At 59.9% G+C, this 26,838-nt stretch carries 30 protein-coding genes; 13 read left to right on the forward strand and 17 right to left on the reverse strand.

Going from position 1 to position 26,838, the window contains the following annotated elements; genetic code table 11:
* Nucleotides 1-334 precede the first annotated feature (334 nt).
* Nucleotides 335-1,567: a serine/threonine transporter SstT gene (gene sstT / locus ACK6BI_RS14130; protein ID WP_409317555.1), complete on the forward strand. Its 1,233-nt coding sequence runs from the start codon at nt 335-337 to the stop codon at nt 1,565-1,567.
* 63 nt (nt 1,568-1,630) lie between these two features.
* On the opposite strand, the gene ACK6BI_RS14135 is transcribed toward sstT, so the two are convergent.
* Entirely contained in the window at nt 1,631-2,140 is a 510-nt protein-coding gene (locus ACK6BI_RS14135; RefSeq protein WP_409317556.1) for a DUF1993 family protein, read from the reverse strand.
* Nucleotides 2,141-2,264: 124 nt separating this feature from the next.
* On the opposite strand from ACK6BI_RS14135, the gene ACK6BI_RS14140 reads away from it, so the two are divergent.
* Nucleotides 2,265-2,915, forward strand: coding sequence for a YceH family protein (locus tag ACK6BI_RS14140; RefSeq protein WP_409317557.1), 651 nt, complete (start codon nt 2,265-2,267; stop codon nt 2,913-2,915).
* A gap of 16 nt (nt 2,916-2,931) precedes the next feature.
* Here the strand turns inward: ACK6BI_RS14140 and ACK6BI_RS14145 are convergent, their stop codons facing one another.
* A complete protein-coding gene (locus tag ACK6BI_RS14145; protein WP_409317558.1) occupies nt 2,932-3,450 on the reverse strand; it encodes a cupin domain-containing protein in 519 nt (172 codons plus the stop codon).
* A gap of 84 nt (nt 3,451-3,534) precedes the next feature.
* Nucleotides 3,535-4,353 (reverse strand): shikimate 5-dehydrogenase, encoded by an 819-nt coding sequence (locus ACK6BI_RS14150; RefSeq protein ID WP_409317559.1) that lies wholly within the window; start codon nt 4,351-4,353, stop codon nt 3,535-3,537.
* Between the two features lie 254 nt (nt 4,354-4,607).
* Between ACK6BI_RS14150 and ACK6BI_RS14155 the strand changes: the two genes are divergently transcribed.
* The 3 genes from ACK6BI_RS14155 to ACK6BI_RS14165 all read left to right on the forward strand — a co-directional run bounded on the left by ACK6BI_RS14155 (nt 4,608) and on the right by ACK6BI_RS14165 (nt 5,671).
* A complete protein-coding gene (locus tag ACK6BI_RS14155; RefSeq protein WP_260520165.1) occupies nt 4,608-4,946 on the forward strand; it encodes a hypothetical protein in 339 nt (112 codons plus the stop codon).
* Nucleotides 4,947-5,191: 245 nt separating this feature from the next.
* Entirely contained in the window at nt 5,192-5,386 is a 195-nt protein-coding gene (locus ACK6BI_RS14160; protein ID WP_065259358.1) for a hypothetical protein, read from the forward strand.
* Nucleotides 5,387-5,488: 102 nt separating this feature from the next.
* Nucleotides 5,489-5,671 (forward strand): hypothetical protein, encoded by a 183-nt coding sequence (locus ACK6BI_RS14165; protein ID WP_065259359.1) that lies wholly within the window; start codon nt 5,489-5,491, stop codon nt 5,669-5,671.
* On the opposite strand, the gene ACK6BI_RS14170 is transcribed toward ACK6BI_RS14165, so the two are convergent.
* Nucleotides 5,668-6,729, reverse strand: coding sequence for an AI-2E family transporter (locus tag ACK6BI_RS14170; protein ID WP_409317560.1), 1,062 nt, complete (start codon nt 6,727-6,729; stop codon nt 5,668-5,670). The genes ACK6BI_RS14165 and ACK6BI_RS14170 overlap by 4 nt on opposite strands.
* Nucleotides 6,730-6,885: 156 nt before the next feature.
* Between ACK6BI_RS14170 and yegQ the strand changes: the two genes are divergently transcribed.
* Nucleotides 6,886-8,214, forward strand: coding sequence for a tRNA 5-hydroxyuridine modification protein YegQ (gene yegQ, locus ACK6BI_RS14175; protein WP_409317561.1), 1,329 nt, complete (start codon nt 6,886-6,888; stop codon nt 8,212-8,214).
* Nucleotides 8,215-8,280: 66 nt separating this feature from the next.
* Here the strand turns inward: yegQ and ACK6BI_RS14180 are convergent, their stop codons facing one another.
* Both ACK6BI_RS14180 and ACK6BI_RS14185 read right to left on the reverse strand, forming a co-directional pair.
* The gene (locus ACK6BI_RS14180) at nt 8,281-8,511 is read right to left on the reverse strand and encodes a hypothetical protein (protein ID WP_409317562.1); all 231 of its coding nucleotides are present in this window, start codon (nt 8,509-8,511) and stop codon (nt 8,281-8,283) included.
* 94 nt (nt 8,512-8,605) lie between these two features.
* The gene (locus ACK6BI_RS14185; RefSeq protein ID WP_409317563.1) at nt 8,606-9,319 is read right to left on the reverse strand and encodes a FadR/GntR family transcriptional regulator; all 714 of its coding nucleotides are present in this window, start codon (nt 9,317-9,319) and stop codon (nt 8,606-8,608) included.
* A 365-nt stretch (nt 9,320-9,684) separates the two neighbouring features.
* Between ACK6BI_RS14185 and ACK6BI_RS14190 the strand changes: the two genes are divergently transcribed.
* Both ACK6BI_RS14190 and gudD read left to right on the forward strand, forming a co-directional pair.
* Nucleotides 9,685-11,031 (forward strand): MFS transporter, encoded by a 1,347-nt coding sequence (locus tag ACK6BI_RS14190; RefSeq protein ID WP_409317564.1) that lies wholly within the window; start codon nt 9,685-9,687, stop codon nt 11,029-11,031.
* A gap of 14 nt (nt 11,032-11,045) precedes the next feature.
* Nucleotides 11,046-12,389: a glucarate dehydratase gene (gene gudD, locus ACK6BI_RS14195; protein WP_305834002.1), complete on the forward strand. Its 1,344-nt coding sequence runs from the start codon at nt 11,046-11,048 to the stop codon at nt 12,387-12,389.
* Here gudD and ACK6BI_RS14200 read toward each other — a convergent pair.
* Nucleotides 12,386-13,261 carry a LysR family transcriptional regulator gene (locus ACK6BI_RS14200; protein WP_409317565.1) on the reverse strand — a complete coding sequence of 292 codons (876 nt, stop codon included), beginning with the start codon at nt 13,259-13,261 and terminating at the stop codon, nt 12,386-12,388. The two genes, gudD and ACK6BI_RS14200, sit on opposite strands and share 4 nt — an antisense overlap.
* Before the next feature lie 160 nt (nt 13,262-13,421).
* Here ACK6BI_RS14200 and ampC point away from each other — a divergent pair, with 160 nt between their 5' ends.
* Nucleotides 13,422-14,588: a class C beta-lactamase gene (gene ampC / locus ACK6BI_RS14205; RefSeq protein WP_409317566.1), complete on the forward strand. Its 1,167-nt coding sequence runs from the start codon at nt 13,422-13,424 to the stop codon at nt 14,586-14,588.
* Between the two features lie 70 nt (nt 14,589-14,658).
* On the opposite strand, the gene ACK6BI_RS14210 is transcribed toward ampC, so the two are convergent.
* The 4 genes from ACK6BI_RS14210 to ACK6BI_RS14225 form a co-directional block, all read right to left on the reverse strand.
* The gene (locus ACK6BI_RS14210) at nt 14,659-15,222 is read right to left on the reverse strand and encodes a DUF4174 domain-containing protein (protein WP_119427987.1); all 564 of its coding nucleotides are present in this window, start codon (nt 15,220-15,222) and stop codon (nt 14,659-14,661) included.
* A gap of 181 nt (nt 15,223-15,403) precedes the next feature.
* Nucleotides 15,404-15,745, reverse strand: a complete 342-nt coding sequence (locus tag ACK6BI_RS14215) for a hypothetical protein (protein WP_409317567.1) — start codon at nt 15,743-15,745, stop codon at nt 15,404-15,406.
* 13 nt (nt 15,746-15,758) lie between these two features.
* Complete coding sequence (locus ACK6BI_RS14220; RefSeq protein ID WP_409317568.1) at nt 15,759-16,544, reverse strand: sulfite exporter TauE/SafE family protein; 786 nt, start codon at nt 16,542-16,544, stop codon at nt 15,759-15,761.
* 95 nt (nt 16,545-16,639) lie between these two features.
* Complete coding sequence (locus ACK6BI_RS14225) at nt 16,640-17,389, reverse strand: hypothetical protein (protein WP_260520178.1); 750 nt, start codon at nt 17,387-17,389, stop codon at nt 16,640-16,642.
* A 246-nt stretch (nt 17,390-17,635) separates the two neighbouring features.
* Between ACK6BI_RS14225 and ACK6BI_RS14230 the strand changes: the two genes are divergently transcribed.
* Entirely contained in the window at nt 17,636-18,784 is a 1,149-nt protein-coding gene (locus tag ACK6BI_RS14230; RefSeq protein WP_409317569.1) for an aldose epimerase family protein, read from the forward strand.
* Between the two features lie 160 nt (nt 18,785-18,944).
* On the opposite strand, the gene ACK6BI_RS14235 is transcribed toward ACK6BI_RS14230, so the two are convergent.
* From ACK6BI_RS14235 to ACK6BI_RS14245, 3 genes are all read right to left on the reverse strand, one after another.
* Complete coding sequence (locus tag ACK6BI_RS14235) at nt 18,945-19,208, reverse strand: PAAR domain-containing protein (RefSeq protein WP_134827451.1); 264 nt, start codon at nt 19,206-19,208, stop codon at nt 18,945-18,947.
* A gap of 94 nt (nt 19,209-19,302) precedes the next feature.
* Nucleotides 19,303-19,644, reverse strand: a complete 342-nt coding sequence (locus ACK6BI_RS14240; RefSeq protein ID WP_065259373.1) for a hypothetical protein — start codon at nt 19,642-19,644, stop codon at nt 19,303-19,305.
* A 42-nt stretch (nt 19,645-19,686) separates the two neighbouring features.
* Nucleotides 19,687-20,169 carry a DUF4265 domain-containing protein gene (locus tag ACK6BI_RS14245; protein WP_065259374.1) on the reverse strand — a complete coding sequence of 161 codons (483 nt, stop codon included), beginning with the start codon at nt 20,167-20,169 and terminating at the stop codon, nt 19,687-19,689.
* A gap of 458 nt (nt 20,170-20,627) precedes the next feature.
* Here ACK6BI_RS14245 and ACK6BI_RS14250 point away from each other — a divergent pair, with 458 nt between their 5' ends.
* A complete protein-coding gene (locus ACK6BI_RS14250; protein ID WP_409317570.1) occupies nt 20,628-21,449 on the forward strand; it encodes an aldo/keto reductase in 822 nt (273 codons plus the stop codon).
* Between the two features lie 29 nt (nt 21,450-21,478).
* The gene (locus tag ACK6BI_RS14255) at nt 21,479-21,949 is read left to right on the forward strand and encodes a DUF1810 domain-containing protein (protein ID WP_409317571.1); all 471 of its coding nucleotides are present in this window, start codon (nt 21,479-21,481) and stop codon (nt 21,947-21,949) included.
* On the opposite strand, the gene ACK6BI_RS14260 is transcribed toward ACK6BI_RS14255, so the two are convergent.
* Nucleotides 21,914-24,274 carry a DNA polymerase II gene (locus ACK6BI_RS14260; protein ID WP_409317572.1) on the reverse strand — a complete coding sequence of 787 codons (2,361 nt, stop codon included), beginning with the start codon at nt 24,272-24,274 and terminating at the stop codon, nt 21,914-21,916. The two genes, ACK6BI_RS14255 and ACK6BI_RS14260, sit on opposite strands and share 36 nt — an antisense overlap.
* 188 nt (nt 24,275-24,462) lie before the next feature.
* On the opposite strand from ACK6BI_RS14260, the gene ACK6BI_RS14265 reads away from it, so the two are divergent.
* Nucleotides 24,463-24,903, forward strand: a complete 441-nt coding sequence (locus ACK6BI_RS14265; RefSeq protein ID WP_065259379.1) for a CBS domain-containing protein — start codon at nt 24,463-24,465, stop codon at nt 24,901-24,903.
* Here ACK6BI_RS14265 and ACK6BI_RS14270 read toward each other — a convergent pair whose 3' ends face one another.
* Together ACK6BI_RS14270 and ACK6BI_RS14275 are read right to left on the reverse strand one after the other, a co-directional pair.
* Entirely contained in the window at nt 24,904-25,527 is a 624-nt protein-coding gene (locus tag ACK6BI_RS14270) for a glutathione S-transferase (RefSeq protein WP_409317573.1), read from the reverse strand. It abuts the gene before it with no gap.
* A gap of 90 nt (nt 25,528-25,617) precedes the next feature.
* A complete protein-coding gene (locus tag ACK6BI_RS14275) occupies nt 25,618-26,706 on the reverse strand; it encodes a DUF1615 domain-containing protein (RefSeq protein ID WP_409317574.1) in 1,089 nt (362 codons plus the stop codon).
* Between the last annotated feature and the right edge of the window lie 132 nt (nt 26,707-26,838).

Raw genomic sequence — 26,838 nt, forward strand, 5'->3', positions numbered from 1 at the left:
GGAACTCCAGCAAAACGACGGCACCGGCGCTGACCCGAAGGCCCGCCGGCAGAACATGAAAATAAGGATGTGCAATCTTAACAGAGTGTTTCCGGAGTGACTTGCACAAACCTGTCTATTTCGCAGAACGTTTTGGTGGCAGATCGTCACAGGCCTGAAGGATAAGGCCTACGCTGTGATAAAGTCCGCGCCCTGAAAAACGTACACCCTGTTCAGCCACCCGTTAAACGGCGTGGCTGTCGCGTCATTCCTTACGGTTCGTGTCTGTGGCCTGCCCCCGTTCATCGCCCGGATCACACAACCTTGCACCCTATAAAAAAGCAGAGATGCCGTTATGACCGCTTCATCCCCTTCTCTAATGCAACGCCTGAAAAGCCTCAGCCTGGTCACGCAGATCCTGATCGGCCTGATTGCCGGCATCGCACTGGCGCTGCTCGCGCCGGAAGCCGCCAAAGGCACCGCCTTCATCGGCAAGGTGTTCGTCTCGGCGCTCAAGGCCGTGGCGCCGATCCTGGTGTTCGTGCTGGTCATGGCCTCGATCGCCAACCACAAGCACGGTCAGGAAACCCATATCCGGCCGATTCTATTCCTATATCTGCTGGGCACCTTTGGCGCTGCGGCGGTGGCAGTGGTTGCCAGTACGATGTTTCCGTCGCATCTGGTGCTGTCCACCGATAACGTCGCCGTCACGGCACCGGGCGGCATCGGCGAAGTCCTGCAAAGCCTGCTGTTGAGCGTGGTCGACAACCCGATCACCGCATTGATGAACGCCAACTTCATCGGCATTCTGGCCTGGGCCATCGGCATGGGCGTGGCGATTCGACACGCCGGCGACACCACCCGGGAAGTGGTCAGCGACCTGTCCAATGGCGTGACCCTCATCGTGCGCGTAGTCATTCGTTTCGCACCACTGGGCATTTTCGGTCTGGTGGCTTCGACCCTGGCCACGTCCGGTTTTGGCGCACTGGTGGGTTACGCGCACCTGCTGGCGGTGCTGCTGGGCTGCATGCTGTTCGTGGCACTGGTGATGAACCCGCTGATCGTATTCTGGAAAATGCGCCGCAACCCGTATCCGCTGACACTCAAATGCCTGCGCGAAAGCGGCATCACCGCATTCTTCACCCGCAGCTCGGCGGCCAACATTCCGGTCAACCTGGAACTGAGCAAGCGTCTGGGCCTGCATGAAGACACCTATTCGGTCTCGATTCCACTGGGTGCCACCATCAACATGGCCGGTGCGTCGATCACCATCACCGTGCTGACCCTCGCCGCCGTGCACACCCTGGGCATTGCCGTGGACATCCCGACCGCGATCCTGCTCAGCGTCGTCGCTGCGATCTGCGCGTGCGGCGCGTCCGGTGTGGCCGGTGGTTCGCTGCTGCTGATCCCGCTGGCGTGCAGCCTGTTCGGCATTCCGAGCGAGATTGCCATGCAAGTGGTGGCGGTCGGCTTCATCATCGGTGTGTTGCAGGATTCGGCCGAGACCGCGCTGAACTCCTCCACCGACGTGCTGTTCACCGCCGCCGCTTGCCTGGGCGAAGAACAGAAAGCACAACGCCCGGCGTAAACACCGGGCGCAACAAAAAGCCCGCCAAGGCGTAAACCTTGGCGGGCTTTTTGTTGCTCGGGGTTAGAACGCGCCCATGTAATCGCGCTTGCCGATTTCAACGCCGTTGTGACGCAACAGGTCGTAAGCCGTAGTGACATGGAAGAAGAACTGCGGCAGACCGTAGCTCAGCAAGTAGGCCTGGCCACTGAAGCGCTTCTCTTTCGGGGTGCCCGGACGGGTCACGATCTCGATGCCTTCCTTGCCGTTGATCTGCTCGGGCTTGATCCCGCCGATGAAGGCCAGAACCTTGGTGATCAGCGCTTGCAGCTCGGCGAAGGTGGTTTCGGTGTCGTCGTACTTGGGGATTTCGACTTCGGACAGACGCGAGGACACGCCTTTGGCGAAGTCCACGGCGATCTGCACCTGACGCACCAGCGGGAACATGTCCGGGTACAGACGCGCCTGCAGGAAGGCGTTCGGGTCGATGTTTTTCGCGGTGGCGTGGGCTTCGGCCTTTTTCAGCACATCGCTCAGGGCGTTGAGCATTTGCTGGAAAACCGGAACGGATGCGGCGTACAGGGAAATGGTCATGGCAGTCTCACAGGGTGGCTGGGTAAATCGTGGGGCGATTATAGCCATGCTCGCAGACCGCGCGACTTGTCTTTTATCCAGCAAGGATTAGGCTAGGCGCCTTCGACTGCAGAGGGAACGCGCGATGTCCACAGAACTTGAAACCAACGTCAACGAACCACGGCTCAACGCCACAGAAATCCGCATTCTGGGCTCGCTGATCGAGAAGCAGGCCACCAGCCCGGAAACCTATCCGCTGACCCTCAACGCATTGGTGCTGGCGTGCAATCAGAAGACCAGCCGGGAACCGGTGATGAACCTGACCCAGGGCCAGGTCGGCCAGAGCCTGCGCGCCCTTGAAGGCCGAGGTTTCGCCAAACTGGTGATGGGCAGTCGCGCCGACCGCTGGGAGCACAAGGTCGACAAGGCGCTGGAGCTGGTGCCGGCGCAACTGACTCTGACCGGACTGATGTTCCTGCGCGGCCCGCAGACCGTCAACGAACTACTGACCCGCAGCGGTCGCATGCATGAATTCGAAGACACCGAACAAGTGGTGCATCAGCTGGAACGCCTGATCGCCCGGGATCTGGCGGTGCTGATTCCGCGTCAGGCCGGCCAGCGCGAAGATCGCTACACCCACGCGCTGGGTGATCCGGCGGACATCGAGGCGATTATCGCGGCGCGGCAGAATCCGGGTGAGCGCGGGACTGCCAGCGGTGTTTCAGTCGAGCGCATCGAAGAGCTGGAAGCACGGATTGCAGCGCTGGAAGAACGCCTGGCACGCCTCGAAGTGTAAGCGCAGCGGGGCGGCGTCATTCGCCGTCCCAGTAATCCACCCCGTCCGACTGCCGAGCCACCGCGACGAAGCCCGAGGCATTGCCCTCGGCATCAATCTTGAAGTTATCCATCACCACGTACTTGTTCGAGTCCGGGTATTCGCAGATGTCCGGCTGCTGCTGGGTACTGACCGCCAGATAACGCAGCTCCTGCGCGCTGGTGTTGATGATTTGATGCGCTTTTTCCGGGCCGCCCGGCGGGCAGGCGATCACGTCGCCGGCGCGGATCGGAAAACGCTCGGCGCCCAAGCGCACCTCCCCTTCCCCGGCCACCACGTAGAACATTTCCTCATTGACCCGATGGCTGTGAAACGGACTGCCGCGCATGCCCGGCGGCAGCGCATACAGCCGATAACCGAGCTTTTGCGCGCCCAGTTGCTGGCCGACCCGGGCGAACCGCTGCTGATAACGTCCGGCCGTTTCGCCTTCGGGGGCCAGGGCTTCGGGCAACGGTTCGAGTTCGACGTCATTCAGGTTGAGAATGGGCGGATGCATGCAAACCTCGGTTTTTGTCGTGGGGCAAGTCTGTGCTTGCTGATCCGGCAGTATAGGCAATGACCACCCCGACACCGAGATCAATCAACTGCGGGCAAACGCAACCGCAGCCTCGAACTGCTCGACCGTCGGCCGCACGCCGGTGTAAAGCACAAACTGCTCCAGCGCCTGGATCGCGATCACTTCCAGCCCCGTGATGACTTTTTTGCCTTCGGCACGACCATGCACGATCAATGGTGTTTCCGAGGGAATTGCCACCACATCGAACACGGTATCGGCAGACTTGATCACATCCACCTCAAACGCCGACTGACCCGCTTCCGGACCACCGTCCATCCCCACCGGGGTCACGTTGATCAACATCTGCGGGCGCTCCTCACCCAAATCCGCCTGCCAGCGATAGCCCAACGAATCCGCCAGCGCCCGGCCGGCGCGCTCGTTGCGCGCCACGATCAAACCCTTCTTGTAACCACCATCGCGCAAGGCACTGGCCACCGCTTTGGCCATGCCGCCGCTGCCGCGCAGGGCGAAGGTCGAGTCCTTCGGCACCGCATGGGTTTCCAGCAACTGGGCAATGGCAATGTAATCGGTGTTGTAGGCCTTGAGATGGCCGTTGGTGTTGACGATGGTGTTGATCGACTGGATCGCCGCTGCCGACGCATCCAGCTCGTCGACCAGCGCAATGCAGGCCTCCTTGAACGGCATCGACACGCCGCAACCACGAATGCCCAGCGCGCGAATGCCGCCGACAGCGCCCGGCAGATCCTGACTGCTGAAGGCCTTGTAGTAAAAGTTCAGACCCAGTTGCTCGTACAGATGGTTATGAAAACGCAGACCGAAATTCCCGGGACGCCCAGACAGGGACATACACAATTGGGTGTCTTTATTGGGGTTCATCTGCATGGGAGTCTCCTTCGAATGCACTTTCGGATGGACGGGATTAGCCAGACCATCGGGTTCTGAACGATCATAAGGCGGTCTGTTCCGGGCATCACAGCCATTGCATGAAACCCGGTAAGCAAGCCGGTACAGACCTTACACAAAATTTACCCAGCCGCCGTGCTGTTTTTCCAAATGTTGCTGTCTTAGATGTATCCCCGCGCTATCCCGAGCCTGATGCAGGCCCGGACGCCGGGTCGAAGAACCGAGGATTAATCATGATTCGTAAACTCCCCATCGTGGCCTTGTTGATCGGTGCATGCGCTATCACAGGTCAGGCAGAAGCCCATGGCGGTGGCTGGCAGGGCCCGGCGGTATTTGGTGCGATCGTCGGCTCGGCCATCATCGGCTCGGCGCTCATCAACCAGGATCGCCCGGTATACGTTCAACAGCCTGTTTACGCTCAACCGGCGCCGGTGTACGTGCAGCCACCGCCACCACCGGTCTATTACCAGCCGGCCCCGGTCTATGTACAACAACCGGTTTATGTACCAGGCCCGGTCTACTACGGCCCGCCCCGTGGTTATTACGGCCACCCGCACTACGGTCGCTGGTAAGCACCCTGCAGAGCCCCGCTTTTACAGCGGGGCTTTTTATTGAGCTCAGGAAAGCCAACCGTCCGTCGGCCAACGTCTGAAAAAATCTCGCCAAGGTCGCTGTGGAGACAGTTTCACCCGTTAAAGTCGGCATGATGGACTCGACCGTTAGGCCGAAACACAAAACGGTCATCGATTTGTCATGACGGAACCGCAATCTGAATCCGTCCGCACACAACAGGTTGATAACAACAAGGACGACTGGAATGCCAACACAAAATCCGCACCGCATCGTCGGTTTATGCACCTCGGGCAAGGTGTACAACGCCCTGACCGAGCTCAAGCACCTGGAAGGTCATCGCACGGCGAAGTTTCTCTCGCTGCTGGCGGAGAACCTGGTACGCAAGGGTTTGCTCAACGAGCACGAAATCGTGCACATGCTCGATCAGGTGGTGGACTGAGCCAGCCCTCACTGGCATCAATGACCACTATCGAAAGCGTTGATTGTCCCTGAAACGACCAACCCCCTAAGGTAGCTCCATAGATTGATGGAGGTACTTTTCATGGCTCAGGTTCAAATCATGTCCGTTGTCGGCAGCGCCGTTCCCGCATCCCTCAGAGAGCTTGGATTGCTCGCCTGCTGGTATCTGGTGCGCGACGGCGAACCCGTCAGCGGTCCGCTGACTTCACTGCCAGCCGCCCAGGCGTTGTCGCAACAACTGATCAACGGCCCGTTCAAGGCTTAAGGCAACTGCACCTTCGGCCTGGTTTCGACGAACAGCGCCCAGCTCGACATGAACAATGCGGCGATCAACGGCCCGATCACGAATCCATTGAGACCAAACACGGCCATGCCGCCCAGCGTCGAAATCAGGATCATGTAATCCGGCATGCGCGTGTCCTTGCCCACCAGCACCGGACGCAGCAGGTTATCCACCAGGCCGATCACGAATACCCCGAACAACGCCAGTACCACGCCCTGCCAGATCATTGCGCTGAGCAGAAAGTAAACCGCCACTGGCGCCCAGACGATCCCCGCCCCCACCGCCGGCAACAGTGACAGAAACGCCATCAACACCGCCCAGAGCAACGCGCTGGGAATATCGAGAAACCAGAAAATCGCTCCGCCCAGCGCACCTTGGGTAATGGCCACCACCAGATTGCCCTTGACCGTGGCGCGCACCACCCGATTGAACTTCAGTTGCAGACGGCGCTTGTGATGTTCCTCCAGCGGCACTGCCGTGCGCACCTTGCGTGCCAGTTCGGCGCCGTCGCGCAGAAAGAAGAACAGCAAGTACAGCATGATGAAAAAGCTCACGACGAAATCGAAGGTGCCCTGGCCGAAGCTGAACGCCTGGGTCGCCAGCACCTGACTGCCCTGCATCGCTGCCTTGACGATTTTCTCACGCACCGCATTGAGTTCACCCATGCCGAAACGGTCGAGCAGATGCTGAAAATACGGCGGCAGGCTGTGCTTGAACTGCGCCAGATAAGCGCCGATATCGAGCTTGCCGCTTTCGATATTGTCGTAAAGCGTCGCCCCTTCCTGCACCAGCAACACACTGATGACGATCACCGGCAGAATCGCGATCACCACGCAGATACTCAGGGTGCACAGCGACGTCAAATTGCGTTGCCAGCCGAACTTCTGTTGCAACCGACGCTGCATCGGCGCGAAGACAATGCCGAGAATCACTGCCCAGAACACCGCGCCGTAGAACGGCAGCAGGATCCAGATGAAGGCGACGGTCACCAGCAAGAGCAGCACGGTGAGGGATTTGAATTGCAGACTTTTTGGGTTCATGTCCGGTCCATGTCAGTCAGGCGCCAGGCGCGCCCGCCCAATTTAGTCAACCCGTGCCCGCGCGAGTGCCATCTTTGTTCAAGGAGCATAGATCCAGATCAATAAACCCTCGCCGCACCTCGTTTACCCTCCCGCGTTTTTGCGACCGACACCACCATGACGCCCTCCTTCACCCCGGAATTGCTCGCCCCCGCCGGCACCCTGAAAAACATGCGCTACGCCTTCGCATATGGCGCCGATGCGGTTTATGCCGGGCAACCGCGCTACAGCCTGCGGGTGCGCAACAACGAGTTCGACCACGCCAATCTTGCCCTCGGTATTCGTGAAGCTCAGGCTCAGGGCAAGCGTTTCTACGTGGTGGTCAACATCGCGCCGCACAATGCCAAGCTGAAGACCTTTCTCAAGGATCTGGCACCGGTGATCGACATGGCGCCGGACGCGCTGATCATGTCCGACCCTGGCCTGATCATGCTGGTACGCCGTCATTTTCCGCAGATGCCGATTCATCTTTCAGTGCAGGCCAACACGGTGAACTGGGCGAGCGTCGAGTTCTGGCAGCAACAAGGGCTGAGCCGGATCATCCTGTCCCGGGAACTGTCGCTGGAAGAAATCGGCGAAATCCGCGAACAGGTGCCGGGCATGGAACTGGAAGTGTTCGTCCACGGCGCGCTGTGCATGGCGTATTCCGGTCGCTGTCTGCTCTCCGGCTACATGAACAAGCGCGATGCCAATCAGGGCACCTGCACCAACGCCTGTCGCTGGAAATATTCAGCACAGGAGGCTACGGAAAATCAGCTAGGCGAAATCGTCCAGACCTTCGAACCGCAACCGACCCTCGGCCTCGGCGCCCCTACCGATCAAGTATTCCTGCTACAGGAAGCCAATCGTCCCGGCGAAATGATGCCGGCCTTCGAAGACGAACACGGCACCTACATCATGAATGCCAAGGACCTGCGCGCCGTGCAGCACGTCGAGCGCCTGACCCGCATGGGCGTGCACTCGCTGAAGATCGAAGGCCGGACCAAATCGCACTTCTATTGCGCGCGCACCACTCAGGTCTACCGCCGGGCCATTGATGATGCGGTGGCCGGGCGCGCATTCGACCGCAGCCTGATGACCGATCTGGAATCCCTCGCCCAGCGCGGCTACACCGAAGGTTTCCTGCGCCGACACGTGCATGACGAATATCAGAACTATCAGAACGGCAGCTCGGTGTCGGAGCGACAACAGTTTGTTGGCGAACTGACCGGAGAACGCCGGGACCGGCTGGCCGAGGTCAAAGTGAAAAACCGCTTTGCCCTGGGCGATCATCTGGAACTGATGACACCCAAGGGCAACTTTCACTTTGACCTGCATGAACTGCAGAACCTCAAGGGCGAAGCCATCGACGCGGCGCCGGGAGACGGGCATACCGTGTACTTGCCGATTCCGGATGCCGTGGATTTGCGCTTCGGGTTGTTGATGCGTGATCTCGGCACTGTTTAAAAGCACCGGAAAAAAGTTCAGACGTTCAAGAAGCGCAGAAAACCCGGCCAATCAGCCGGGTTTTGTTCAACGCCGGTCATCAGACAGCGGCGTCGGTTCATCAGCCGGTGGCATGTCTTCATCGGAAGATGGATCCTTCCAGTCTTCCGGCCGGTCGGCATCGCTCAGCGGGTCGCGCGCCGGTGTCACACCCGGCGGCATCTCGTGATCAGCCAGCGTCGGTTCATCCGTACCGGGGATTTTGCGGGCAGGACCGGTTGGCATCGTGCCTCCCTGGAACAGCATTTGGTCAGCCATGATTGCACCTCAAAGAATGAGGCCCGGAGTGTCCGGGTCGTACTCGTTGGAGGTGCCGCCGTACTGAGCGTGCCACCGAACAGACCAGTGGCATTCAGCTTGTGGCCGAAAACCGGTCACGGCTGTTGCTCAAGTGCAGCCACATCGCTGCCCGGGCCGCGTCTGCATCCTGACGCTTGATCGCATTGAAGATCGCCTCATGCTCCAGATTCGCCAGTTGCCCGAGCTTGCTTAGATCCACCGCCCCGCGCTCGATCGCATTGACCCGGGTACGCGGAATCATTGCGCTGCCCAGGTGCTGCATGATGTCGGTGAAGCAGGCATTACCAGTGGCTTCGGCAATCAACAGGTGAAAGCGCCGGTCGGCCTCCACGCAACTGTCGTTGTTGGCCAACAGACGCTGATAATCGTCCAGCGCCTGACGCATCTGCACCAGTTGTAGCTCGGTGCGGCGCTGCGCGGCCAGTGCCGCCGCTTGCGTCTCCAGGCCCATGCGCAATTCGAGAATGCCGCGCACCCCGAGCGCGGTGTCGACATTCAGCCGCAGCCCTTGCTCCGGCGCACGCTCGATCACGAACGTGCCGATACCGTGCCGCGTCTCCACCAGACCCGACGCCTGCAACTTGGAAATCGCCTCACGCACCACGGTGCGGCTGACGCCGTGTTCCTGAACGATCGAGTTTTCCGACGGCAACTTGTCACCGGGCAGCATCTGGCCGAGCAGGATGCTCCGGGAGAGTTTTTCCACCAGATCATGGGCCAGGTTGTGTGCGCGTTTACGGGCGGGAGCGTCGAGGTCTTCTTGCATGGTCGGATCCGGTAATAGGGGCAAGCCGATCGTAGCACTGCAGGCGATGACTTGTATGATCTCCTATAATTTCAGGCGCCAAGCTTGTATGACAACAAGTGATTTTCGCTAAAAAACTTTCAATAGCTTCACGCCAGCACTGCACATTCGCTGGCCTTGCACTCTGCACCTCGACCCGTAAAAACCCTTTAAATCCCAACAAATACGGGACTTTAAATCCAGAAAAGCATAAAAACCTTTCGCCGTAGATAAATTTGATTGAGCGATCCCGCTTGTAGGACAAAAAAATCTAGTTGTATGATGTCTATCAACAATGCAGCACCCAGCCACACCCCGCATAAAAATAACGAGTGGGAGAAAACCAAGTGAACTCATCCATTGCCGGGATGAACGAGGGCGCCGATTCGGTGCTGTCCTCCGCCATTGCCAAAGTCAAACGCCACGTCCTGCCGCTGTTCGTCATCATGTTCATCGTCAACTACATCGACCGAGTGAACATCGGCTTTGTCCGCACCCACATGGAACATGACCTCGGCATCGGCGCCGCGGCCTACGGGTTCGGTGCCGGTCTGTTCTTCATCGGTTACGCGCTGTTCGAAGTCCCTTCCAACATGCTGCTGCAAAAGGTCGGCGCGCGAATCTGGCTGACCCGCATCATGCTCACCTGGGGTCTGGTGGCCGCCGGCATGGCGTTCATCCAGAACGAAACCCACTTCTACATCCTGCGTTTTCTGCTGGGTGTGGCCGAGGCCGGGTTCTTTCCCGGGGTCATCTACTATTTCACTCGCTGGTTGCCAGGGGCCGAGCGCGGCAAGGCGATTGCGATTTTCCTGAGTGGCTCGGCCGTGGCCTCGCTGATCTCCGGGCCGCTGTCCGGCCTGCTGCTACAGATCGAAGGGCTGGGCCTGCACGGCTGGCAGTGGATGTATTTCGTTGAAGGGATGTTCTCGGTCGGCCTCTGCGTGTTCGTCTGGTTCTGGCTCGACGCCAACCCCCACGACGCCAAGTGGCTGACCCACGCCGAGCAGGATGCGCTGGTCAAAGCCATCGACGACGAACAGAAGGCCCGCGAAGCCGCGACGCCGATCCGGCCGTCCCTGGGCAAGCTGCTCAAGGATCGCCAGATCATCCTGTTCTGCCTGATCTACTTCTTCATTCAATTGACCATCTATGCCGCGACCTTCTGGCTGCCGAGCATCATCAAGAAGATGGGCGAGATGAGCGACTTCCAGGTCGGCCTGTTCAACTCGATTCCGTGGTTGCTGTCGATCATCGGCATGTATGCGTTCGCCTCGTTCTCGGCGAAGTGGAAACACCAGCAGGCGTGGGTGGCCACCGCACTGTTGATTGCCGCAGCGGGGATGTTCATGTCCACCACCGGCGGGCCGATCTTCGCGTTCGTCGCGATCTGTTTTGCCGCGCTGGGTTTCAAGTCTGCATCGTCGCTGTTCTGGCCGATTCCGCAGGCCTATCTCGATGCGCGGATCGCCGCTGCGGTGATCGCGCTGATCAACTCGGTGGGCAACCTCGGCGGCTTCGTCGCCCCCACCACGTTCGGCCTGCTGGAACAGCACACCGGTTCGATCCAGGGCGGCCTCTATGGTCTGGCCGCGACTTCGATCATCGCCGCGCTCATCGTGTTCGCTGCCCGCACGACACCCAAATCCGCACCTGACATCACCGTGGCCGATGCCGCGGCGAAACACGCTTGAAAGGACAATCCCAAATGACCGCACACGACATCGCCAAAGCCCCGATCATCACCGAAATGCAAGTCATCCCGGTGGCCGGCCACGACGGTATGCTGCTCAACCTGAGCGGCGCTCACGGGCCGTTTTTCACCCGCAACATCGTCATTCTCAAGGACAACGCCGGCCACACCGGCGTCGGTGAAGTACCCGGCGGCGAGCGCATTCGCCAGACCCTGGAAGACGCCCGCAGCCTGGTGGTCGGCAGTCCGATCGGCACGTATCAGAAGATCCTCAATCAGGTGCGCCAGACTTTCGCCGACCGCGACGCCGGCGGCCGTGGCTTGCAAACCTTCGACCTGCGCATCACCATTCACGCGGTCACCGGGCTCGAAGCCGCCCTGCTCGACCTGCTCGGCCAGCACCTCGACGTGCCGGTGGCAGCATTGCTCGGCGAAGGCCAGCAGCGCGACGAAGTGAAGATGCTCGGTTATCTGTTCTACGTGGGCGACCGCCGGGAAACCGACCTCGCCTACCGCAGCGAACCGGATGCCGACAACGACTGGTTCCGCGTACGTCACGAGAAAGCCATGACCGCCGACGCCGTAGTGCGTCTGGCCGAGGCTGCCCATGCGCGCTATGGCTTCAAGGACTTCAAGCTCAAGGGCGGCGTGCTCAGCGGCGATGCCGAAATCGAAGCGGTGACCGCACTGGCCGAGCGCTTCCCCGATGCGCGAATTACCCTTGATCCGAACGGCGCGTGGTCACTGAAAGAAGCCATCCGTTTGTGCCGCGACCAGCATCATGTGCTGGCCTACGCCGAAGACCCGTGCGGTGCGGAAAACGGTTATTCGGGCCGTGAAGTGATGGCTGAATTCCGTCGCGCCACCGGCCTGAAAACCGCCACCAACATGATCGCCACCGACTGGCGCGAGATGGGCCACGCAATCCAGTTGCAGTCGGTAGACATCCCGCTGGCCGACCCGCATTTCTGGACCATGCAGGGTTCGGTGCGGGTGGCACAGATGTGTCACGAATGGGGCCTGACCTGGGGCTCGCACTCCAACAACCATTTCGACATTTCCCTGGCGATGTTCACCCATGTGGCGGCCGCCGCGCCGGGCGACATCACTGCCATCGACACCCACTGGATCTGGCAGGACGGCCAGCGCCTGACCAAGGCGCCGCTGCAAATCGTCGACGGCTGCGTGCAGGTGCCGAAGAAACCGGGACTGGGCGTGGAACTGGACATGGATCAGGTGGCCAGGGCCCACGAACTCTATAAAGGCATGGGCCTTGGCGCGCGGGATGACAGCGTGGCGATGCAGTTTCTGATTCCGGGCTGGACGTTCGATAACAAAAAGCCGTGCCTGGTGCGCTAGACCTGCGCAGCCGCCAACAACCAATGTTTGAACGCTGCCATGGCCGACGTCTCCGGCCGTGACTGCAAGCGCGTCAGCCAATAGCTGCCGGTGGTGATTTCGATGGCAAAGGGTTGGCGGATCAGGTCCGCCGCCAGTTGCCGGGCAAACATCAACGGCGGCGCCAATGCCACTCCGCCCCCCTGCAGCGCCGCTTCCATCATCGCCAGCGACGAATCGAACACGATGCTCTGGGGCGGCGCGGCATGGGTCGCCAACCCCGCCGCATGAAACCATTCCGGCCACTCATCGGTGCGATAGGAACGCAACAGACGCTGCTGCAGAAGATCCCCTGGCGCGTGCAATTGCCGGGCGATTTCCGGCACGCACAATACCGACAGCGGCGCCTCCAGCAAACGGGTCGCCTCGATACCGTGCCACGCCCCGGCACCAAACCGGATCGCGTAATCCAGCCCCTCGGCAGCGACGTCCACTCGATTGTTGTTGGTCGACAGCCGCAAATCTATGAGCGGATGTTTCGCCTGAAAGTCCGCCAGCCTCGGCAACAACCAGCCTACCGCGAAAGTACCTACCGCGCCGACCGTGAGCATTTCCCGGTATTGCCCGCCCGCCAGACGCTCGAGCATCTGCGCGATATGATCGAACGACGTGGTCAGCACCGGCAGCAGGGTTTCGCCCTCGCCGGTCAGCATCAGCCCACGGGGCAGGCGTTTGAACAGGATCACACCGAGTTGTGCCTCGAGGCTTTTGACCTGATGGCTGACTGCCGCCTGAGTCACGCACAACTCCACCGCAGCACGGGTGAAGCTCAAATGGCGCGCAGACGCTTCGAAAGCGCGCAGTGCATTCAAGGGCAATTGAGGTCGAATCATGCCAGATCCCAAATTTTTCTAATGGCTCGTCCGAGTTTTCATCGTTTGTCGAAAGACGCCAGACTGCCTAGATTTGGCGCTGCCGATCAGCCGGCCCGACGGAAAACACTCGCAGTGTAGCGGGATAACACCAACAACACTCATGGAGAGTGGCTCAACGATGACTTCAATCAACCTGAACAAACTCAAGTCCTGCAGCGCTTTCGGACTGTTCTTCAGCGCCGCCACCTGCCTGGCTGCCCCACAGAGCGACGATCAGTTGCAGGCGCTGGTCAAGGCCACCGTGACACCAGTGATGCAGCAGCAGGACATTGCGGGTATGGCGGTCGCCGTGACCGTCGATGGCAAGGCGCATTACTTTAACTACGGTATTGCCGACAAAAGCACCGGGCAAGCAGTGAGTGAGAACACCCTGTTCGAAATCGGCTCGGTGAGCAAAACCTTCACCGCAACCCTCGCCGCCTATGCTCAGGCCAGCGGCAAACTGGCGTTTTCCGACAAGGCCAGCCAGCACTGGCCCGAGCTGAAAGGCAGCGCGTTCGACCAGATCAGCCTGCTGCAACTGGGCACCTACACCGCTGGCGGCCTGCCGCTGCAATTCCCGGATGCCGCAGATTCTTCCGACAAGATGCTCGGCTATTACCAACAGTGGAAACCGACGTATCCGGCCGGCACTCAACGCCTGTATTCCAATCCGAGCATTGGCCTGTTCGGTTATCTGGCGGCGAAAAGCCTCGGCCAGCCGTTCAACCAGGTCATGACTGAAACCCTGCTGCCGAAACTCGGGCTCAAGCACACCTTCCTGTCAGTACCGGCGTCAGAACAAAAGCTCTACGCCCAGGGTTATGACAAGAACAACAAACCCATTCGAGTCAGCCCCGGTGCGCTGGATTCCGAAGCATACGGCGTGAAAACCAGCGCCGCCGACCTGCTGCAATTTGTCGAAGCCAACCTCGACACCGCGAAACTCGAAACACCGCTGCAAAAAGCCATCGCCCTCACCCACACCGGCTATTACACCGTCGGCGACATGACCCAGGGCCTGGGCTGGGAACGCTACGCCTACCCGATCAGCCTCGACCGCCTGCTGGACGGCAACTCGACACCGATGGCCATGGAGCCGCACAAGGTCAAATGGCTCACCCCGCCACAATCCGAACCGGCGAACGTGCTGCTGAACAAGACCGGTTCCACCGCCGGCTACGGAGCCTACGTCGCGTTCGTGCCATCGAAGAAAGTCGGGATCGTGATTCTGGCGAACCGTAATTACCCGAATGGCGAGCGGGTGAAGATCGCGCACAGGATTCTGGGTGAGCTGACCCGGTGATCACGGCATAAAAAATGGCGAACGGATAAACCGTTCGCCATTTTTTGTTCAGGTCACCCGAACCACATTTTCAATCATCCGGCATTTCTGGCGGCTTGGTTGGTTTCGCGGGTTTTGCCGGTTTGCCGTTCTTCGTCCCTTTGGCCGGTGCCGCCTCGGCGGCCGCTGGAGGTGGAGGCGCTGCGACCAGTTCCTTCTCGGCGGCCGGCAAGGCATCGATGGTGTCGAAGACTTTCTTCAGGTCTACCGACTTCGCCTCGTCCCCCGCGGCCGACAGTTTGGTTTCCCCGTCCTTGCCCATCAAAAAGACTTTCGGATAGGCCCCGGCGCCCAGCTTCAGCGAGCGCAACAGCGCCATGGTGTCCTGCTGGCCCAGATCCTTGCCGTCGAGCTGCCCGGCCATGTTGAGGATGGTGTAGACCTTGAGCTTGCGGTCGGCGATACCCTGTTTGTTGGCCGGGTCCTCAAGGGACTTTTTCAGGCTCACCCAGACCGGATCGACCGTACTGCTGGCGATGACGATCAAGGGACGATAGTTGCCTTTGTCGACATCCAGAGGGGAATCGTTGTCCCCGGCGAACAAGGGGCCGGCAATCGCCAGCAAGAGTGTCAGGGTCAGTGACCTGATGAGCATGCGCATCTCCTTTTGATATCCACGCTCTAATGATTGCGCATCGTGGCGATTGTTCCGGGGTTGCCCGGCAAATATGTGTCGCCTTGTTCAAAGCGTAGGTCAGCAACGATTTTGCGCAACCGCATGCGCTTGATCACGTCGCGCATTTGATTACCTTTTATGACCGTATCGGGATGACGATTCAGCGAGAAGTTCTCGCCTGGAGCAGTGCCGAATCCAGCGCCGCTTCCAGCCCGGACGAATCGACACGTCGGCCTTCAAGCCGCAGCGCTCCATCAGCGAGGCTGACGCTCAAGGTCACCGCAGGCATGTCGCCCGGATACTTGCGCAGCAACAGGTCGATGCCTTCGGCTGTTTCTGCGCTGGAGATCAGATCCCACTGGCTTGCGCTCAAGTCCAGTAGCGTCTGATTGCGCTGTTGATCGACCACCCGAGGCGCGTAGAGCCAGTGACTCATGCGAATTTCCCGGGGCTCGACCGTGATGGCGAGGCGGCCATTGCAATGGAATGTTGTTTCGCTCATGGCTGCCTGCCGATCAGAACGCCAGTTTGTAACCGATCAACACCAGCATCGTTGCCAGGCACGGACGCAGCAGTTCATCGGAGACCCGCCCGGTCAGGTGACTGCCGAGCCAGATGCCGGGCAACGAGCCCAGCAGCAGAAAGCCCAGCACGCTCCAGTCCATGTTGCCCATGCTCGCGTGCCCGAGGCCGGCGACCAGGGTCAGCGGCACGGCGTGGGCGATTTCGGTGCCGACCAGGCGGCGGGTCGGCAGCAGCGGATAGAGGATGAACAGCGCGACAGTACCGAGAGCACCGGCGCCGATGGAGGTCAGGGCGACCATGGTGCCGAGGATCAGGCCGGTGATCACGGTCATGACATTCAGGCGCGTGCCATTGGGGTTGTAGTTGCCGCCAGCACGTTTGTGGGCGAATTCGAGCAAGCGTTTCTTGAACAGAATCGCCAGCGCCGTGGCGAACAGGACGAAGCCCAGCGCCTGTTTGATGATGGCGTTCATCGCCTCCGGCGCAGCATGTAGCGTGCTGAGGAACCACAACGTCATCGCCACCGCCGGGACGCTGCCCAGGGTCAGCCAGCCGGTAATGGCCCAGTCGATGTTCTTGTTCTTCCTGTGCACCAGCACGCCGCTGGATTTGGTGATGGCGGCGTACAGCAGGTCAGTGCCCACCGCCGTGGCCGGATTGATGCCGAACCACAGCAGAATCGGCGTCATCAACGAACCGCCGCCGACACCGGTCATGCCGACGATGAACCCCACCACCAGCCCGGCAACCACCAGGCCGAAATTTGCCAATTCCATGAAGACATCCAGAAGACGACAGGAAAAATCCGGTCCGCAGCATAGCGATTTTTCTTATAACCACCTATATCGATCCGATCTATCGTTATGCCATTTCACTGTACCGGTAAAAAATTCAAGAACAACAGGCTCTGGGCGTAATTCAAACCGATGCGCCGATAGCGCTCGTCGAGCATCTGGGTCAGCAGATCGAGGCGCGCCACGACTTTGCCGAACTCCGTGGCGAAACTCAGGTTGCTGCCCTCCTCCGATATCTCATTGGAAAACAGCAGCGGCTGGCCTTCCTTGTTCTGCCGCTGGGCGAGGATCCAGGTGGCTTTCTCGATATTGCGCGCGGCGTTGTTGACGAAGGTCGGGTTGATCGCATCGGTCATGTAGAACTCGGTGCGGTTGCCGTGGGCGGTAACCAGCATGCTGCCGATGGCATAGATGAAGGCGCCGACCCGGTCACCCAAAAACTCGGGGCTCATGGCATAGCTCAGCGCTGCCAGATCTTTTTTGCCACCAAGGGTCGGCAGCGGTTGCTGCTGCTCAATGGCCAACCGCACCTGCTTGACCGCCGTGCGGATGTCGAGGAAGCCGGATTTGCGTAACTCGTCCGGGTTGCGCAAGTACAACTTGCCCATCAAGCGATAGAGACTGTCGAGGTTGTCGCGCATCGCCAGCGTGGCCATGCGGTCGACGCTGGTCTGGAGAAATTCCTGAGGCCTGCCCTCGCGCATCTGGCTGATGAAATTGTTGCCATCCTGATGGCTGCAAGCGCCGAGCAACAGCGTCGACAGACAGACCAGCAACAGGCACGGGCGATGAATGAATGCAGCGATGTGGGGCAAAACTCTCGGCATGAATTCTTTGACGGACACGTTGCTGTGCGGCGGGAGTCACCGCAACCTGGCCATGGATAGAGCCGGGGATTTCGCAAAAGTGCGGTGCCGCAGAGTTTTCCCGACTTTCGGCGTTTGACGAATCGCCATTTAGTCCGACTTTATTTTTACAATAGGCGTTTAATCGTCTATAAGTTCTCATTAAAACGGCTATTAGCATGACTATTTAGTGATTTTGAAAACAACAACAAAAAAGGAAGGTCAACCATGCTTCAATCCCGACAATCACTCTGCGGCCTCGGACTGTCCCTGATGATCGCCACCCTCACCGCCCAGGCCGCCGGCCTGACCAGCGAACACAAAGCCTTCGGCAAAACAAATGACGGCACGCCGGTCGAGCAATACATCCTGCGCAACAGCCACGGCATGCAGGCAACGGTCATCACTTACGGCGCAACCTTGCAGGCGCTGCAGGTGCCGGACAAGCACGGCAAGCTCGACGACATCGTCCTCGGCTTCGACGATGTGCAGGGTTACCAGAAAGGCACCGCTTACTTCGGCGCGACCATTGGCCGCTTCGGCAATCGCCTGGCCGATGGCGCCTTCGAACTCGACGGCAAACGCTATCAAGTGCCGCAGAACGACAAGACCAATGCCTTGCACGGCGGCACTCAGGGCTTCGACAAAAAAGTCTGGAAGGCGAAGGAAACCAAGGACAAGGATTCGGTCGGCGTGACCCTGACGTATCTGTCGGCGGATGGCGAAATGGGTTTCCCCGGCAACCTCACCACCGAAGTGACCTACCGCCTCACCGACTCCAACGAGCTGCGCATCGACTACAAGGCCAGCACTGACAAACCGACAGTGCTCAACCTGACCAACCACAGCTACTTCAACCTTGCCGGTGCCGGCAATGGCGACATCCTCAAGCAGGTCGCCACCCTGCACGCCAGCCATTACACCCCGGTCACCGCCAAACTGATCCCGACCGGTGAACTGGCGCCCGTGGCCGGCACACCGATGGACTTCACCCAACCCACCGCCATCGGCCAGCACATCAAGGCCGATCACCCGCAATTGAAATTTGCCGAACCGCAACACGGTGGCTTCGATTTCAACTGGGCACTGGACACCAAGGGTGACGCAAGCAAACTCGCCGCCGAAGTCAGCGACCCGCAATCCGGTCGCCACCTGCAGCTGTACACCAGCGAACCGGGTGTGCAGTTCTACACCAGCAACTTCCTCGACGGCACGGTCAAGGGCAAGGGTGGCAAGGTCTATCCGCACTGGGGCGCGTTCACTCTGGAAACCCAGCACTACCCGGACTCGCCGAACCAGCCGAACTTCCCGAGCACCCGACTGGATCCGGGACAGACCTACACCCAGAGCGTGGTGTTGAAGTTTTCTGCGAAGTAAAAGCAAAAGATCGCAGCCTGCGGCAGCGTCTACAGGGGAAAATCAATCCTCATGCAAAGCTGTCGCAGGCTGCGACCTTTTTGCTTTTTGAACCCTTGGACTGGCCCTGCCCACTCTGGATATCGACCAAGGCAGACAGAAGTAACCGAAATTCAGGGACTCAGCTGATTACGGCGCCTTTCGGGCCACTGGAAATCAACGCGGCTCCACAGGCGGTTTTCATGCCGTCCAGCGCGATGGGCACGCCATCGACGGTGTAGGTGCTGCTGCCCTCGGCAATAGGGAAAACCCCTTTGCATAAGGGACAGCTGACTTTGTGACCAACCCCGGCAATTGGCTTACCGTTGAGGTTGGTTTGGGAGAATGCTTCGAGCACCTTGCCACCGTGAGTGGTGGAGTCGCCCAAGCGGATTGCGTCTTTCATCGCGTCACTCCATTGACAAGTATTGACTACTCATACATCAACGTTGTCTTGAGCAGCATTGAAACAGGTTTTCCTCCGGTTCCTCTATTTATCGTTACTCAGTCATCCATACGTCTTCATACCCTTGCGCATCAGTAATGAACTTTGCCCCTGTGGGCAGAGAGAGAAAGCTCACCGTCTGCGGAAGAATTTTACTCAAGTGGCGAACATGGACAGCCTGGTAAAAATCATCCGCAGCACAATACTCTCCGCAGTGAATGAACCAACTTACATTTCCTCCTTCGGGAAGCTCCACTCTACTGCCGTAAATGGGAGATCGGCCGAGTGTCTTCAGGGCGACAGCAACCATGTCCTCAGGGGGCTGGATGGCGAGCCCATATTTTTCACAGAGTATTCTCTGAGACGAGTCAGGAGTGGTCGTTTCAAGCTCGCTCAAGAGATTTTCCTCCGACCAGCGTGTTGTTCTTCGCCCATCACTTCAACTCTGTAGCCACCAGTTCAGAAGCGTCTCGTCCTCGTCGTCATCAATGTTTTTATAGATGTTTGCGTAATACCATTGGATGCCGGTTTTCTCGCTAAACCGATCAAAAAACTGATTGATCTTATCCATCCCATTGATCGCCGGGACGGCTAGCGAGAGGTTGCCCTCATGTACACCGTCCAGTGTTCCACCCAGCTCAAGACCGACACCTCGTTCAAGTCCGTCTATTTCCTCAGGGGGAATGTAATCGGCATAAATGTGGATGCAAAAATTGCCACCTCGCTTCAACACGTCTGCATGGGCGTTTTTGTTCTTGATCGAGATCACATCACCCCGTGCCAGATTCAGCGCCAGGCCCGGAGAGGAAAGCAGCTCATATGTATCCTCCGCAACCTGTCGAGCCGGCAGTTCCTCGTACACCGGGCCATCGTCATCTGCGACGAATACTTGAATCAAAACAGGTGCGCTTCTATCGTCCATACGGTGCTCCGCAGCTTCCACGTTCAACACACGACATACCCTCTTTCACGTAACCACTGTTCCCAGCGCTCAGGTTACAGGATGCACCCTCAAGATCCACGTTTACATCGGCGAGGTTGCCACCATTGGACGTCGCCACGTTCTTGTGGCCCAAGTGCATGTCATCCGGGTTTGTAGAGGTATGTCCACAACGCCAGCCGCCGATAGGTGATATCACCCAAGAGGCGGCCAATGGCCATCAATTAGCATGCCAACTTTTTCAAATACTTATAAACCGGGGGCATGGCGAGTTTTCATCGCAGATACGGCGAAAATTCCCACTGAATTCGTCGAAAAGTGCGCAATTTTTTGCGCACTTCCGAAACTCCTGCTCACTGGCCGACACACCTCATTTGGAACCCATGGACTATCCTGCTGCCCACTTAAAGGTATCGACCGTTTTCAGATAGGAGGATTGAATGCGTACCCTCGAACTGGCTGGCGTGCAGGTTCCGGTGATTGGCCAGGGCACCTGGCGCATGGGCGAAGATCGCTCGGCGCACAAGCGTGAAGTGGCGGCCCTGCGCAGCGGCGTCGAGCTGGGCATGACCCTGATCGACACCGCCGAAATGTATGCCGAGGGCGGTGCCGAAAGCGTGGTCAGCGAAGCCATCGCCGGCCTGCGCGATCAGGTGTTCCTGGTCAGCAAGGTCTACCCGCACAACGCCAGCCGCAAAGGCATTCCCCAGGCTTGCGAACGCAGCCTGCGCCGGCTCGATACCGATTACATCGATCTCTATCTGTTGCACTGGCGCGGCCAGTATCCGCTGGAAGAAACCGTCGAAGCCTTCGAGCGATTGCGCGAGGACGGCAAGATCGGTCGCTGGGGCGTGTCGAATTTCGATGTCGACGACCTCGAAGAACTGTCTTCATCGGCCTGCGCGACCAATCAAGTGCTGTACAACCTCGAAGAACGCGGTATCGAATTCGATCTGCTTCCATGGTGCCAGCACCAGCGCATGCCGTTGATGGCGTACTGTCCGATCGGCCAGGGCGGCGCCATGCTGGCCGAGCCGGTGCTGAAACAGATTGCCGCTCGTCACGGCGTGACCCCGGCACAGGTTTCGCTGGCGTGGATTCTGCGTCAGGATGGTGTGATCGCGATTCCCAAGGCCGTGCGCCCGGAACATGTGCAGTTCAATGCACAGGCGGCGCAACTGCAGCTCGATGCCGGGGATCTGGCGGCGCTGGACCAGGCGTTTCACGCGCCACAACGCAAGCAGCGGCTGGCCATGGTCTGAGCCACCGCCAACGGGCAGAGGGCTTCGCCATGAGAAGCACTGATGAGTACGACCCGTTCAACCTGCAACGCTTCGTGCTCGCCCAGGACCCGGTGTTCGAACGGGTCCAGCGCGAACTCGGCGAAGGCCGCAAGCGCAGTCACTGGATGTGGTTTGTGTTTCCGCAGTTCGCCGGGCTCGGGGGCAGCGAGATGTCGCGACGCTTCGCCATCGGCTCGGCCGGTGAGGCCCGGGCCTACCTGGCCCATGGTCTGCTCGGCGCGCGGCTGCGCACCTGCACGCAACTGGTGCTGAATGTGCAGCAACGTTCGATCGCCGAGATTTTCGGCCATCCGGACGACCTGAAATTCCACTCGTCGATGACCCTGTTCGCCCAGTTCGCCGATGGAAGCAGTCCCTGTCATCAGGCGCTGGAGCGTTATTTCCACGGCATTCAGGACGAATGGACCCTGCAGTTGCTGGACTCAAAACAGGCCCAGTTGTCCCCCGATCAGGGTTGAGAAATCGTCGTCGACAAACGGCAGGATCGCATCCGCCACTGGTTGCAGCTGGCGGGTGATGTAGTGGTCGTAGTCGATGGCCGCACGCCGCACTTCCAGCGGCTCGGGGCCGGCCAGGGTAATGACGTAACTGATCCAGCCGCCGTTCTGGTATTGCCGCGGGCGACCGTGCTGCGCGTTGTAATCGTCCGCCAGCCGTGCGGCACGCACGTGGGGCGGCACGTTGCGCTCGTAGTCGTCGAGGGTGCGACGCAGGCGCTTGCGGTAGACCAGTCGTTCGTCGAACTCGCCGGCCAGGGTCTTGCGCACGTATTCGCGCACGTAATCCTGATACGGCTTGCGCTGGAAGATCCGCTCGTACAGTTCCTGCTGAAATTGCCGGGCCAGCAGCGACCAGTCGGTGCGCACGGTCTCCAGGCCTTTGTAGACCATTTCTTCGCTGCCGTCGGCACGGGTCACCAGGCCGGCGTAGCGCTTCTTGCTGCCCTCTTCTGCACCGCGAATGGTCGGCATCAAAAAGCGCTTGTAGTGGGTTTCGTACTGCAATTCGAGCGCGCTTTCCAGCCCGTACTGCTCACGCACATGTGCGCGCCACCAGTCGTTGACGTACTGCACCAGCGCCCGGCCGATGTTCGCCGCCTCTTCCTGTCCGTGGAGGCGGCGCAGCCAGACAAACGTCGAGTCGGTGTCGCCATAGATCACCGCGTGCCCCTGATCCTCGATCAACTGCCGGGTACGCAGCATGATTTCGTGGCCGCGCAAGGTGATCGAAGAAGCCAGCCGCGTATCGAAAAACCGGCAACCGCTGGAACCGAGCACGCCGTAAAAAGCGTTCATGATGATCTTCAGCGCCTGGGACAGCGGTGCATTTTGCTCGCGCTTGGCGGTTTCTCGCCCCTCGGCAACCCGGGCGACGATGGACGGCAGGCAATGCCGGGTACGGGAGAACCGCGCACCACGAAAGCCCGGCACCGAATCGCTGTCATCGGGATGCCGCAAGCCTTCGATCAGCCCCACCGGGTCGATCAGGAAGGTGCGAATGATCGACGGATAAAGGCTCTTGTAGTCGAGCACCAGCACCGACTCGTACAGCCCCGGTTGCGAGTCCATGACAAAGCCGCCGGGGCTGGCCTGGGGCGGATTGGTGCCGAGGTTCGGCGCCACAAACCCCTGACGGTGCATCAGCGGCATGTACAAATGAGTGAACGCCGCCACCGAACCACCGCTGCGATCCGCCGGCAGGCCAGTGACGCTGGCGCGCTCCAGCAAGAACTTCAGCAGCTCGGTCTTCGCAAAGATCCGTGTGACCAGTTCGCAATCCTTGAGGTTGTACCTGGCCAGCGCCGGTTTGTCCTCGGCAAACATCCGGTTGATCTCGTCCATGCGCTGGTACGGGTTGTCGATGGACTTGCCCTCGCCAAGCAACGTCTGGGCGACGTTCTCCAGGCTGAACGAAGGAAAACTCCAGGTCGCCGAACGAAGGGATTCAATGCCGTCGATGATCAGCCTTCCTGCCGCTGCCGCGAAGTAATGGTTGCGGCTGCCGTGTTCGCGCCACTGCATTTCCTCACCTCCACGCCCGAGCTTGAGCGGCACGCCGAGGCGCCGGGCGTGTTCGTGGAGGACGCGCAGATCGAACTGCACCAGGTTCCAGCCGATGACCGCGTCGGGATCGTGACGGGCGAACCAGTCGTTGAGTTTCTTCAGGATCAGCGTGCGGGATTCGCAGTATTCGAGGTCGAAATCGACAAGGCTGTCATCGCCGTTCGGCGCGCCGAGCATGTACACCTGCCGTTCGCCACAGCCTTCCAGCGCGATGGAGTACAACTCGCCCTGCTCGGTGGTTTCGATGTCCAGCGAGACCAGCCGCAGTTGCGGGCGATAGTCGGGCGCGGGCTTGAGGTGAGCGTCGAGCAGCACACCTTCGGCATCGGGCGTGCCGCTGAACCACACCGGTGCGGTGATGAAACGCTCCATCAGGTAGCGTTCGGGCGGCCGCACATCGGCTTCGAAGACATCGACACCGTGACGGTTGAGCGCCGTTTCCAGGCGCATCAACTGACCGTGCTGCTGGCAATACAGCCCGAGCACCGGGCGATGTTCGAAATCCTGCAGGGCCAGGGGACGCAGTTCGACGTTCCTTTCGTCCGCGAGCACCCGCTCGGCCTGCTCGCGCTGCACCGCCGGGATGAATGCCACCGACGGCTGATGCGGCAACCGCACGCGGCGCGGCCCGGCGTCGGTCGCCAGCCAGAACTCGACTTCGGTGCCCGCCGGGGTGTCGCGCCAATGCCGGGTCAGGACGAAGCCCTGCTGTAAATCCACCACTGCAGCCTCAAGAATTGATTCAGACGGACATTCTACGCAGCAATGCAGCGACCGGTGACAAACCGCCCGGATTGAAAAAACCGGCAAATGACGTTTTTTGCGTGTTATCTGCCGTTTTGCGACCTTGCCCTGCGCGTCACGGTCTACGATGCTTGGAGAACAACGACAACACCTGAGTAACCGCCATGAAAACCGTCGCCCAGCTGCTCAAGCTCAAAGATCAGAAAAATCAGGAAGTGCACCAGATCAAGCCCGATCACATGGTGCTCGAAGCGCTGATGAAGATGGCCGAGAAAAACGTCGGCGCCTTGCTGGTGGTAGAGGACGAAAAAGTGGTGGGCATCATCAGCGAGCGCGATTACGCGCGCAAACTGGTGCTGCACGGGCGCTCGTCGGTGGGCACGCCGGTGCGCGACATCATGGTGTCGAACGTCATCACCGTGGACACTCACCAGACCGTCGATACCTGCCTGGGCATCATGTCCGACAAGCGTCTGCGGCACTTGCCGGTGGTTGAAAACGGCAAGCTGATCGGCCTGCTGTCGATCGGCGACCTGGTCAAGGAAGCGATCGCCGAACAGGCCGAGCTGATCAAGCAGCTGGAGCAGTACATTCGCGGGGAATGATCAACCGGGCCAATGCCTTGCGAAGACCGGCGCCAGCACCGGGTGCCGGTCGATGCGTTGCAGCCACGCGTAAAAACCGGGCCGTGCCTGGCGCAAATGTTCACGGGTGCCGGCCCAGCGTGTCACCACCGCCGCCAGTACATCCAGCGCACCCGGCGTTTCGTCGTCCAGATAGAGTTCGGCGGAGAACAGGTCAGAGAACACCTCCCACATCCAGTGCAGTCGCTCCCGGGCGCCGGCCATCAGGTTTTGCCGTGCCGCTTCATCCGGCATCACCAGCCAGCGCTCGGGATAGTCGATGATCCCGATGGCCGCATAGCAATTGCTGACGATATACACCAGACCGCGAATGGCCTGGTCACGGTCGACAACCTCGGCCGGCAGCAGGCCGGACTTTGGAAAATTCAATCCCAGATGAATCAGGATCGCCGCGCTCTCGGTCAGCACACTGCCGTCCGGCAATTGCAAGGTCGGAATCTGTTTGAGCGGATTGAGCCTGGCCAGCTCCTGCGCGGCTTCGGCGCTGACTTCGACATCAATGAACCGGTACGCGACCTGACACAGTTCGAGTGCTGCCTCGATGGCCGCCGCCCCTGAATTCCTGTGGCCGTAAAGTTGATACATGTTCCCTACCCTCGTGATAGCGACTCCCGGTCTGCCCTGGAGTGTAGAAGGCGCGACGCAGATCGCCGCCGCGAGCCGATGACTGAACCCTCAGTTTCTGGCCATGCAACGCCGGTAGCGCTCATCGACCCGTTTGGCGAACCACGCGGTGGTCAGCTTGCGGGTGATCTTCGGACTTTGCAGCACGATCCCCGGCAGCACCGCCCGGGGCAACGGTTTGCCTTGCGCCCGCTCCGCCAGTTCAAAGACCCGTTGATACAGGCGGGTTTCTTCGAATCCGAGCGTATTGCCTTTCTCCAGTTGTTCGCGGATCACCGGATTGCGCATGCCCAATGACTTACCAAGTTGGCGCACCGCCAGTTCGGTGGTGCCCGGCATGATCGAGTCGTAGCGGATCAGGTCGCCATCCAGCGCCAACGCAACGCCGGAGGCGCGACTGACTGCATTCTGAAACGCCGCGTTGCGACTGGCGTACCACCCGGCGTTGAAATCGGCAAAACGGTACAGCGGCTCGCGATAACTCACCGGATACCCCAACAAATGGGCGATGCCGAAGTACATGCCGCCACGGCGGGTGAACACTTCGTGACGAATCGTGCCGCTTACCGGGTACGGATAACCCTTGGCATGCTGTTCGGCGAATTCGATGCTGACCTGCATCGGCCCGGCGGTGTGGACCGGGTTGAAACCGCCGAACAGTGTGCGCCCCATCGGCACCATGCCGATGAAGTCATCGAAAATGCCGCTCAGGTCTTTTTCGGTACGTGCCGCGCTCAAGCGCTCGCTGTAGGTCTTGCCGTTGGGCGAACGCACCTGCAAGGCGCCGCTGACCAGAAGGCTCGGGACATGGATTTTGGCGGCTCGTCGGTCGATTTCGTCGCGGGCGATCTTGCCCAGGCCGGGCACCGGCGGGTCGACCTGAAAGTTGGACTCCTGCTCGGCGACGGCGAGCACCGAACACAGGTTCTGCGTGGTCGGGCTGATGCCCTGGGCGGCGAACGCCGTGTAAATGTCCGTGGCCCAACCCTGACGATCGGCGACTTGCGCCGGCAGCAGGCGCACGATCTGCGCCTTGACCTCGACGGGCGGGCGCGGGGCCGCTTCCTGTGTACGTTGACCGGCGCAACCGGCCAGTACCAGTACAGCGATGAGGCCGAGAAATAATCGAAGGCTGTGCATAACGCTCCATGAAGTCCGTCGAGCCGGATTTACCCTACGCTCAATTCCGGTTTGCAGGATAGGACTCCCGGCCGGCAACGCTGTTCCATCGCCCCGTCCGGCAGGCTGACTGGCCGTGCTCGCCGGGTGATC

Origin of the sequence: Pseudomonas sp. KCJK9016 (genome assembly GCF_046231795.1) — a bacterium.
GTDB classification, from domain to species: Bacteria; Pseudomonadota; Gammaproteobacteria; order Pseudomonadales; family Pseudomonadaceae; genus Aquipseudomonas; species Aquipseudomonas bananamidigenes.

Excerpts from the sequence above, each read along its gene's own strand:
- sstT (WP_409317555.1), top strand. The coding sequence starts at position 335 with ATGACCGCTTCATCCCCTTCTCTAATGCAACGCCTGAAAAGCCTCAGC.
- ACK6BI_RS14135 (WP_409317556.1), bottom strand. The coding sequence starts at position 2,140 with ATGACCATTTCCCTGTACGCCGCATCCGTTCCGGTTTTCCAGCAAATG.
- ACK6BI_RS14140 (WP_409317557.1), top strand. The coding sequence starts at position 2,265 with ATGTCCACAGAACTTGAAACCAACGTCAACGAACCACGGCTCAACGCC.
- ACK6BI_RS14145 (WP_409317558.1), bottom strand. The coding sequence starts at position 3,450 with ATGCATCCGCCCATTCTCAACCTGAATGACGTCGAACTCGAACCGTTG.
- ACK6BI_RS14150 (WP_409317559.1), bottom strand. The coding sequence starts at position 4,353 with ATGCAGATGAACCCCAATAAAGACACCCAATTGTGTATGTCCCTGTCT.
- ACK6BI_RS14155 (WP_260520165.1), top strand. The coding sequence starts at position 4,608 with ATGATTCGTAAACTCCCCATCGTGGCCTTGTTGATCGGTGCATGCGCT.
- ACK6BI_RS14160 (WP_065259358.1), top strand. The coding sequence starts at position 5,192 with ATGCCAACACAAAATCCGCACCGCATCGTCGGTTTATGCACCTCGGGC.
- ACK6BI_RS14165 (WP_065259359.1), top strand. The coding sequence starts at position 5,489 with ATGGCTCAGGTTCAAATCATGTCCGTTGTCGGCAGCGCCGTTCCCGCA.
- ACK6BI_RS14170 (WP_409317560.1), bottom strand. The coding sequence starts at position 6,729 with ATGAACCCAAAAAGTCTGCAATTCAAATCCCTCACCGTGCTGCTCTTG.
- yegQ (WP_409317561.1), top strand. The coding sequence starts at position 6,886 with ATGACGCCCTCCTTCACCCCGGAATTGCTCGCCCCCGCCGGCACCCTG.
- ACK6BI_RS14180 (WP_409317562.1), bottom strand. The coding sequence starts at position 8,511 with ATGGCTGACCAAATGCTGTTCCAGGGAGGCACGATGCCAACCGGTCCT.
- ACK6BI_RS14185 (WP_409317563.1), bottom strand. The coding sequence starts at position 9,319 with ATGCAAGAAGACCTCGACGCTCCCGCCCGTAAACGCGCACACAACCTG.
- gudD (WP_305834002.1), top strand. The coding sequence starts at position 11,046 with ATGACCGCACACGACATCGCCAAAGCCCCGATCATCACCGAAATGCAA.
- ACK6BI_RS14200 (WP_409317565.1), bottom strand. The coding sequence starts at position 13,261 with ATGATTCGACCTCAATTGCCCTTGAATGCACTGCGCGCTTTCGAAGCG.
- ampC (WP_409317566.1), top strand. The coding sequence starts at position 13,422 with ATGACTTCAATCAACCTGAACAAACTCAAGTCCTGCAGCGCTTTCGGA.
- ACK6BI_RS14210 (WP_119427987.1), bottom strand. The coding sequence starts at position 15,222 with ATGCTCATCAGGTCACTGACCCTGACACTCTTGCTGGCGATTGCCGGC.
- ACK6BI_RS14215 (WP_409317567.1), bottom strand. The coding sequence starts at position 15,745 with ATGAGCGAAACAACATTCCATTGCAATGGCCGCCTCGCCATCACGGTC.
- ACK6BI_RS14220 (WP_409317568.1), bottom strand. The coding sequence starts at position 16,544 with ATGGAATTGGCAAATTTCGGCCTGGTGGTTGCCGGGCTGGTGGTGGGG.
- ACK6BI_RS14225 (WP_260520178.1), bottom strand. The coding sequence starts at position 17,389 with ATGCCGAGAGTTTTGCCCCACATCGCTGCATTCATTCATCGCCCGTGC.
- ACK6BI_RS14230 (WP_409317569.1), top strand. The coding sequence starts at position 17,636 with ATGCTTCAATCCCGACAATCACTCTGCGGCCTCGGACTGTCCCTGATG.
- ACK6BI_RS14235 (WP_134827451.1), bottom strand. The coding sequence starts at position 19,208 with ATGAAAGACGCAATCCGCTTGGGCGACTCCACCACTCACGGTGGCAAG.
- ACK6BI_RS14245 (WP_065259374.1), bottom strand. The coding sequence starts at position 20,169 with ATGGACGATAGAAGCGCACCTGTTTTGATTCAAGTATTCGTCGCAGAT.
- ACK6BI_RS14250 (WP_409317570.1), top strand. The coding sequence starts at position 20,628 with ATGCGTACCCTCGAACTGGCTGGCGTGCAGGTTCCGGTGATTGGCCAG.
- ACK6BI_RS14255 (WP_409317571.1), top strand. The coding sequence starts at position 21,479 with ATGAGAAGCACTGATGAGTACGACCCGTTCAACCTGCAACGCTTCGTG.
- ACK6BI_RS14265 (WP_065259379.1), top strand. The coding sequence starts at position 24,463 with ATGAAAACCGTCGCCCAGCTGCTCAAGCTCAAAGATCAGAAAAATCAG.
- ACK6BI_RS14270 (WP_409317573.1), bottom strand. The coding sequence starts at position 25,527 with ATGTATCAACTTTACGGCCACAGGAATTCAGGGGCGGCGGCCATCGAG.
- ACK6BI_RS14275 (WP_409317574.1), bottom strand. The coding sequence starts at position 26,706 with ATGCACAGCCTTCGATTATTTCTCGGCCTCATCGCTGTACTGGTACTG.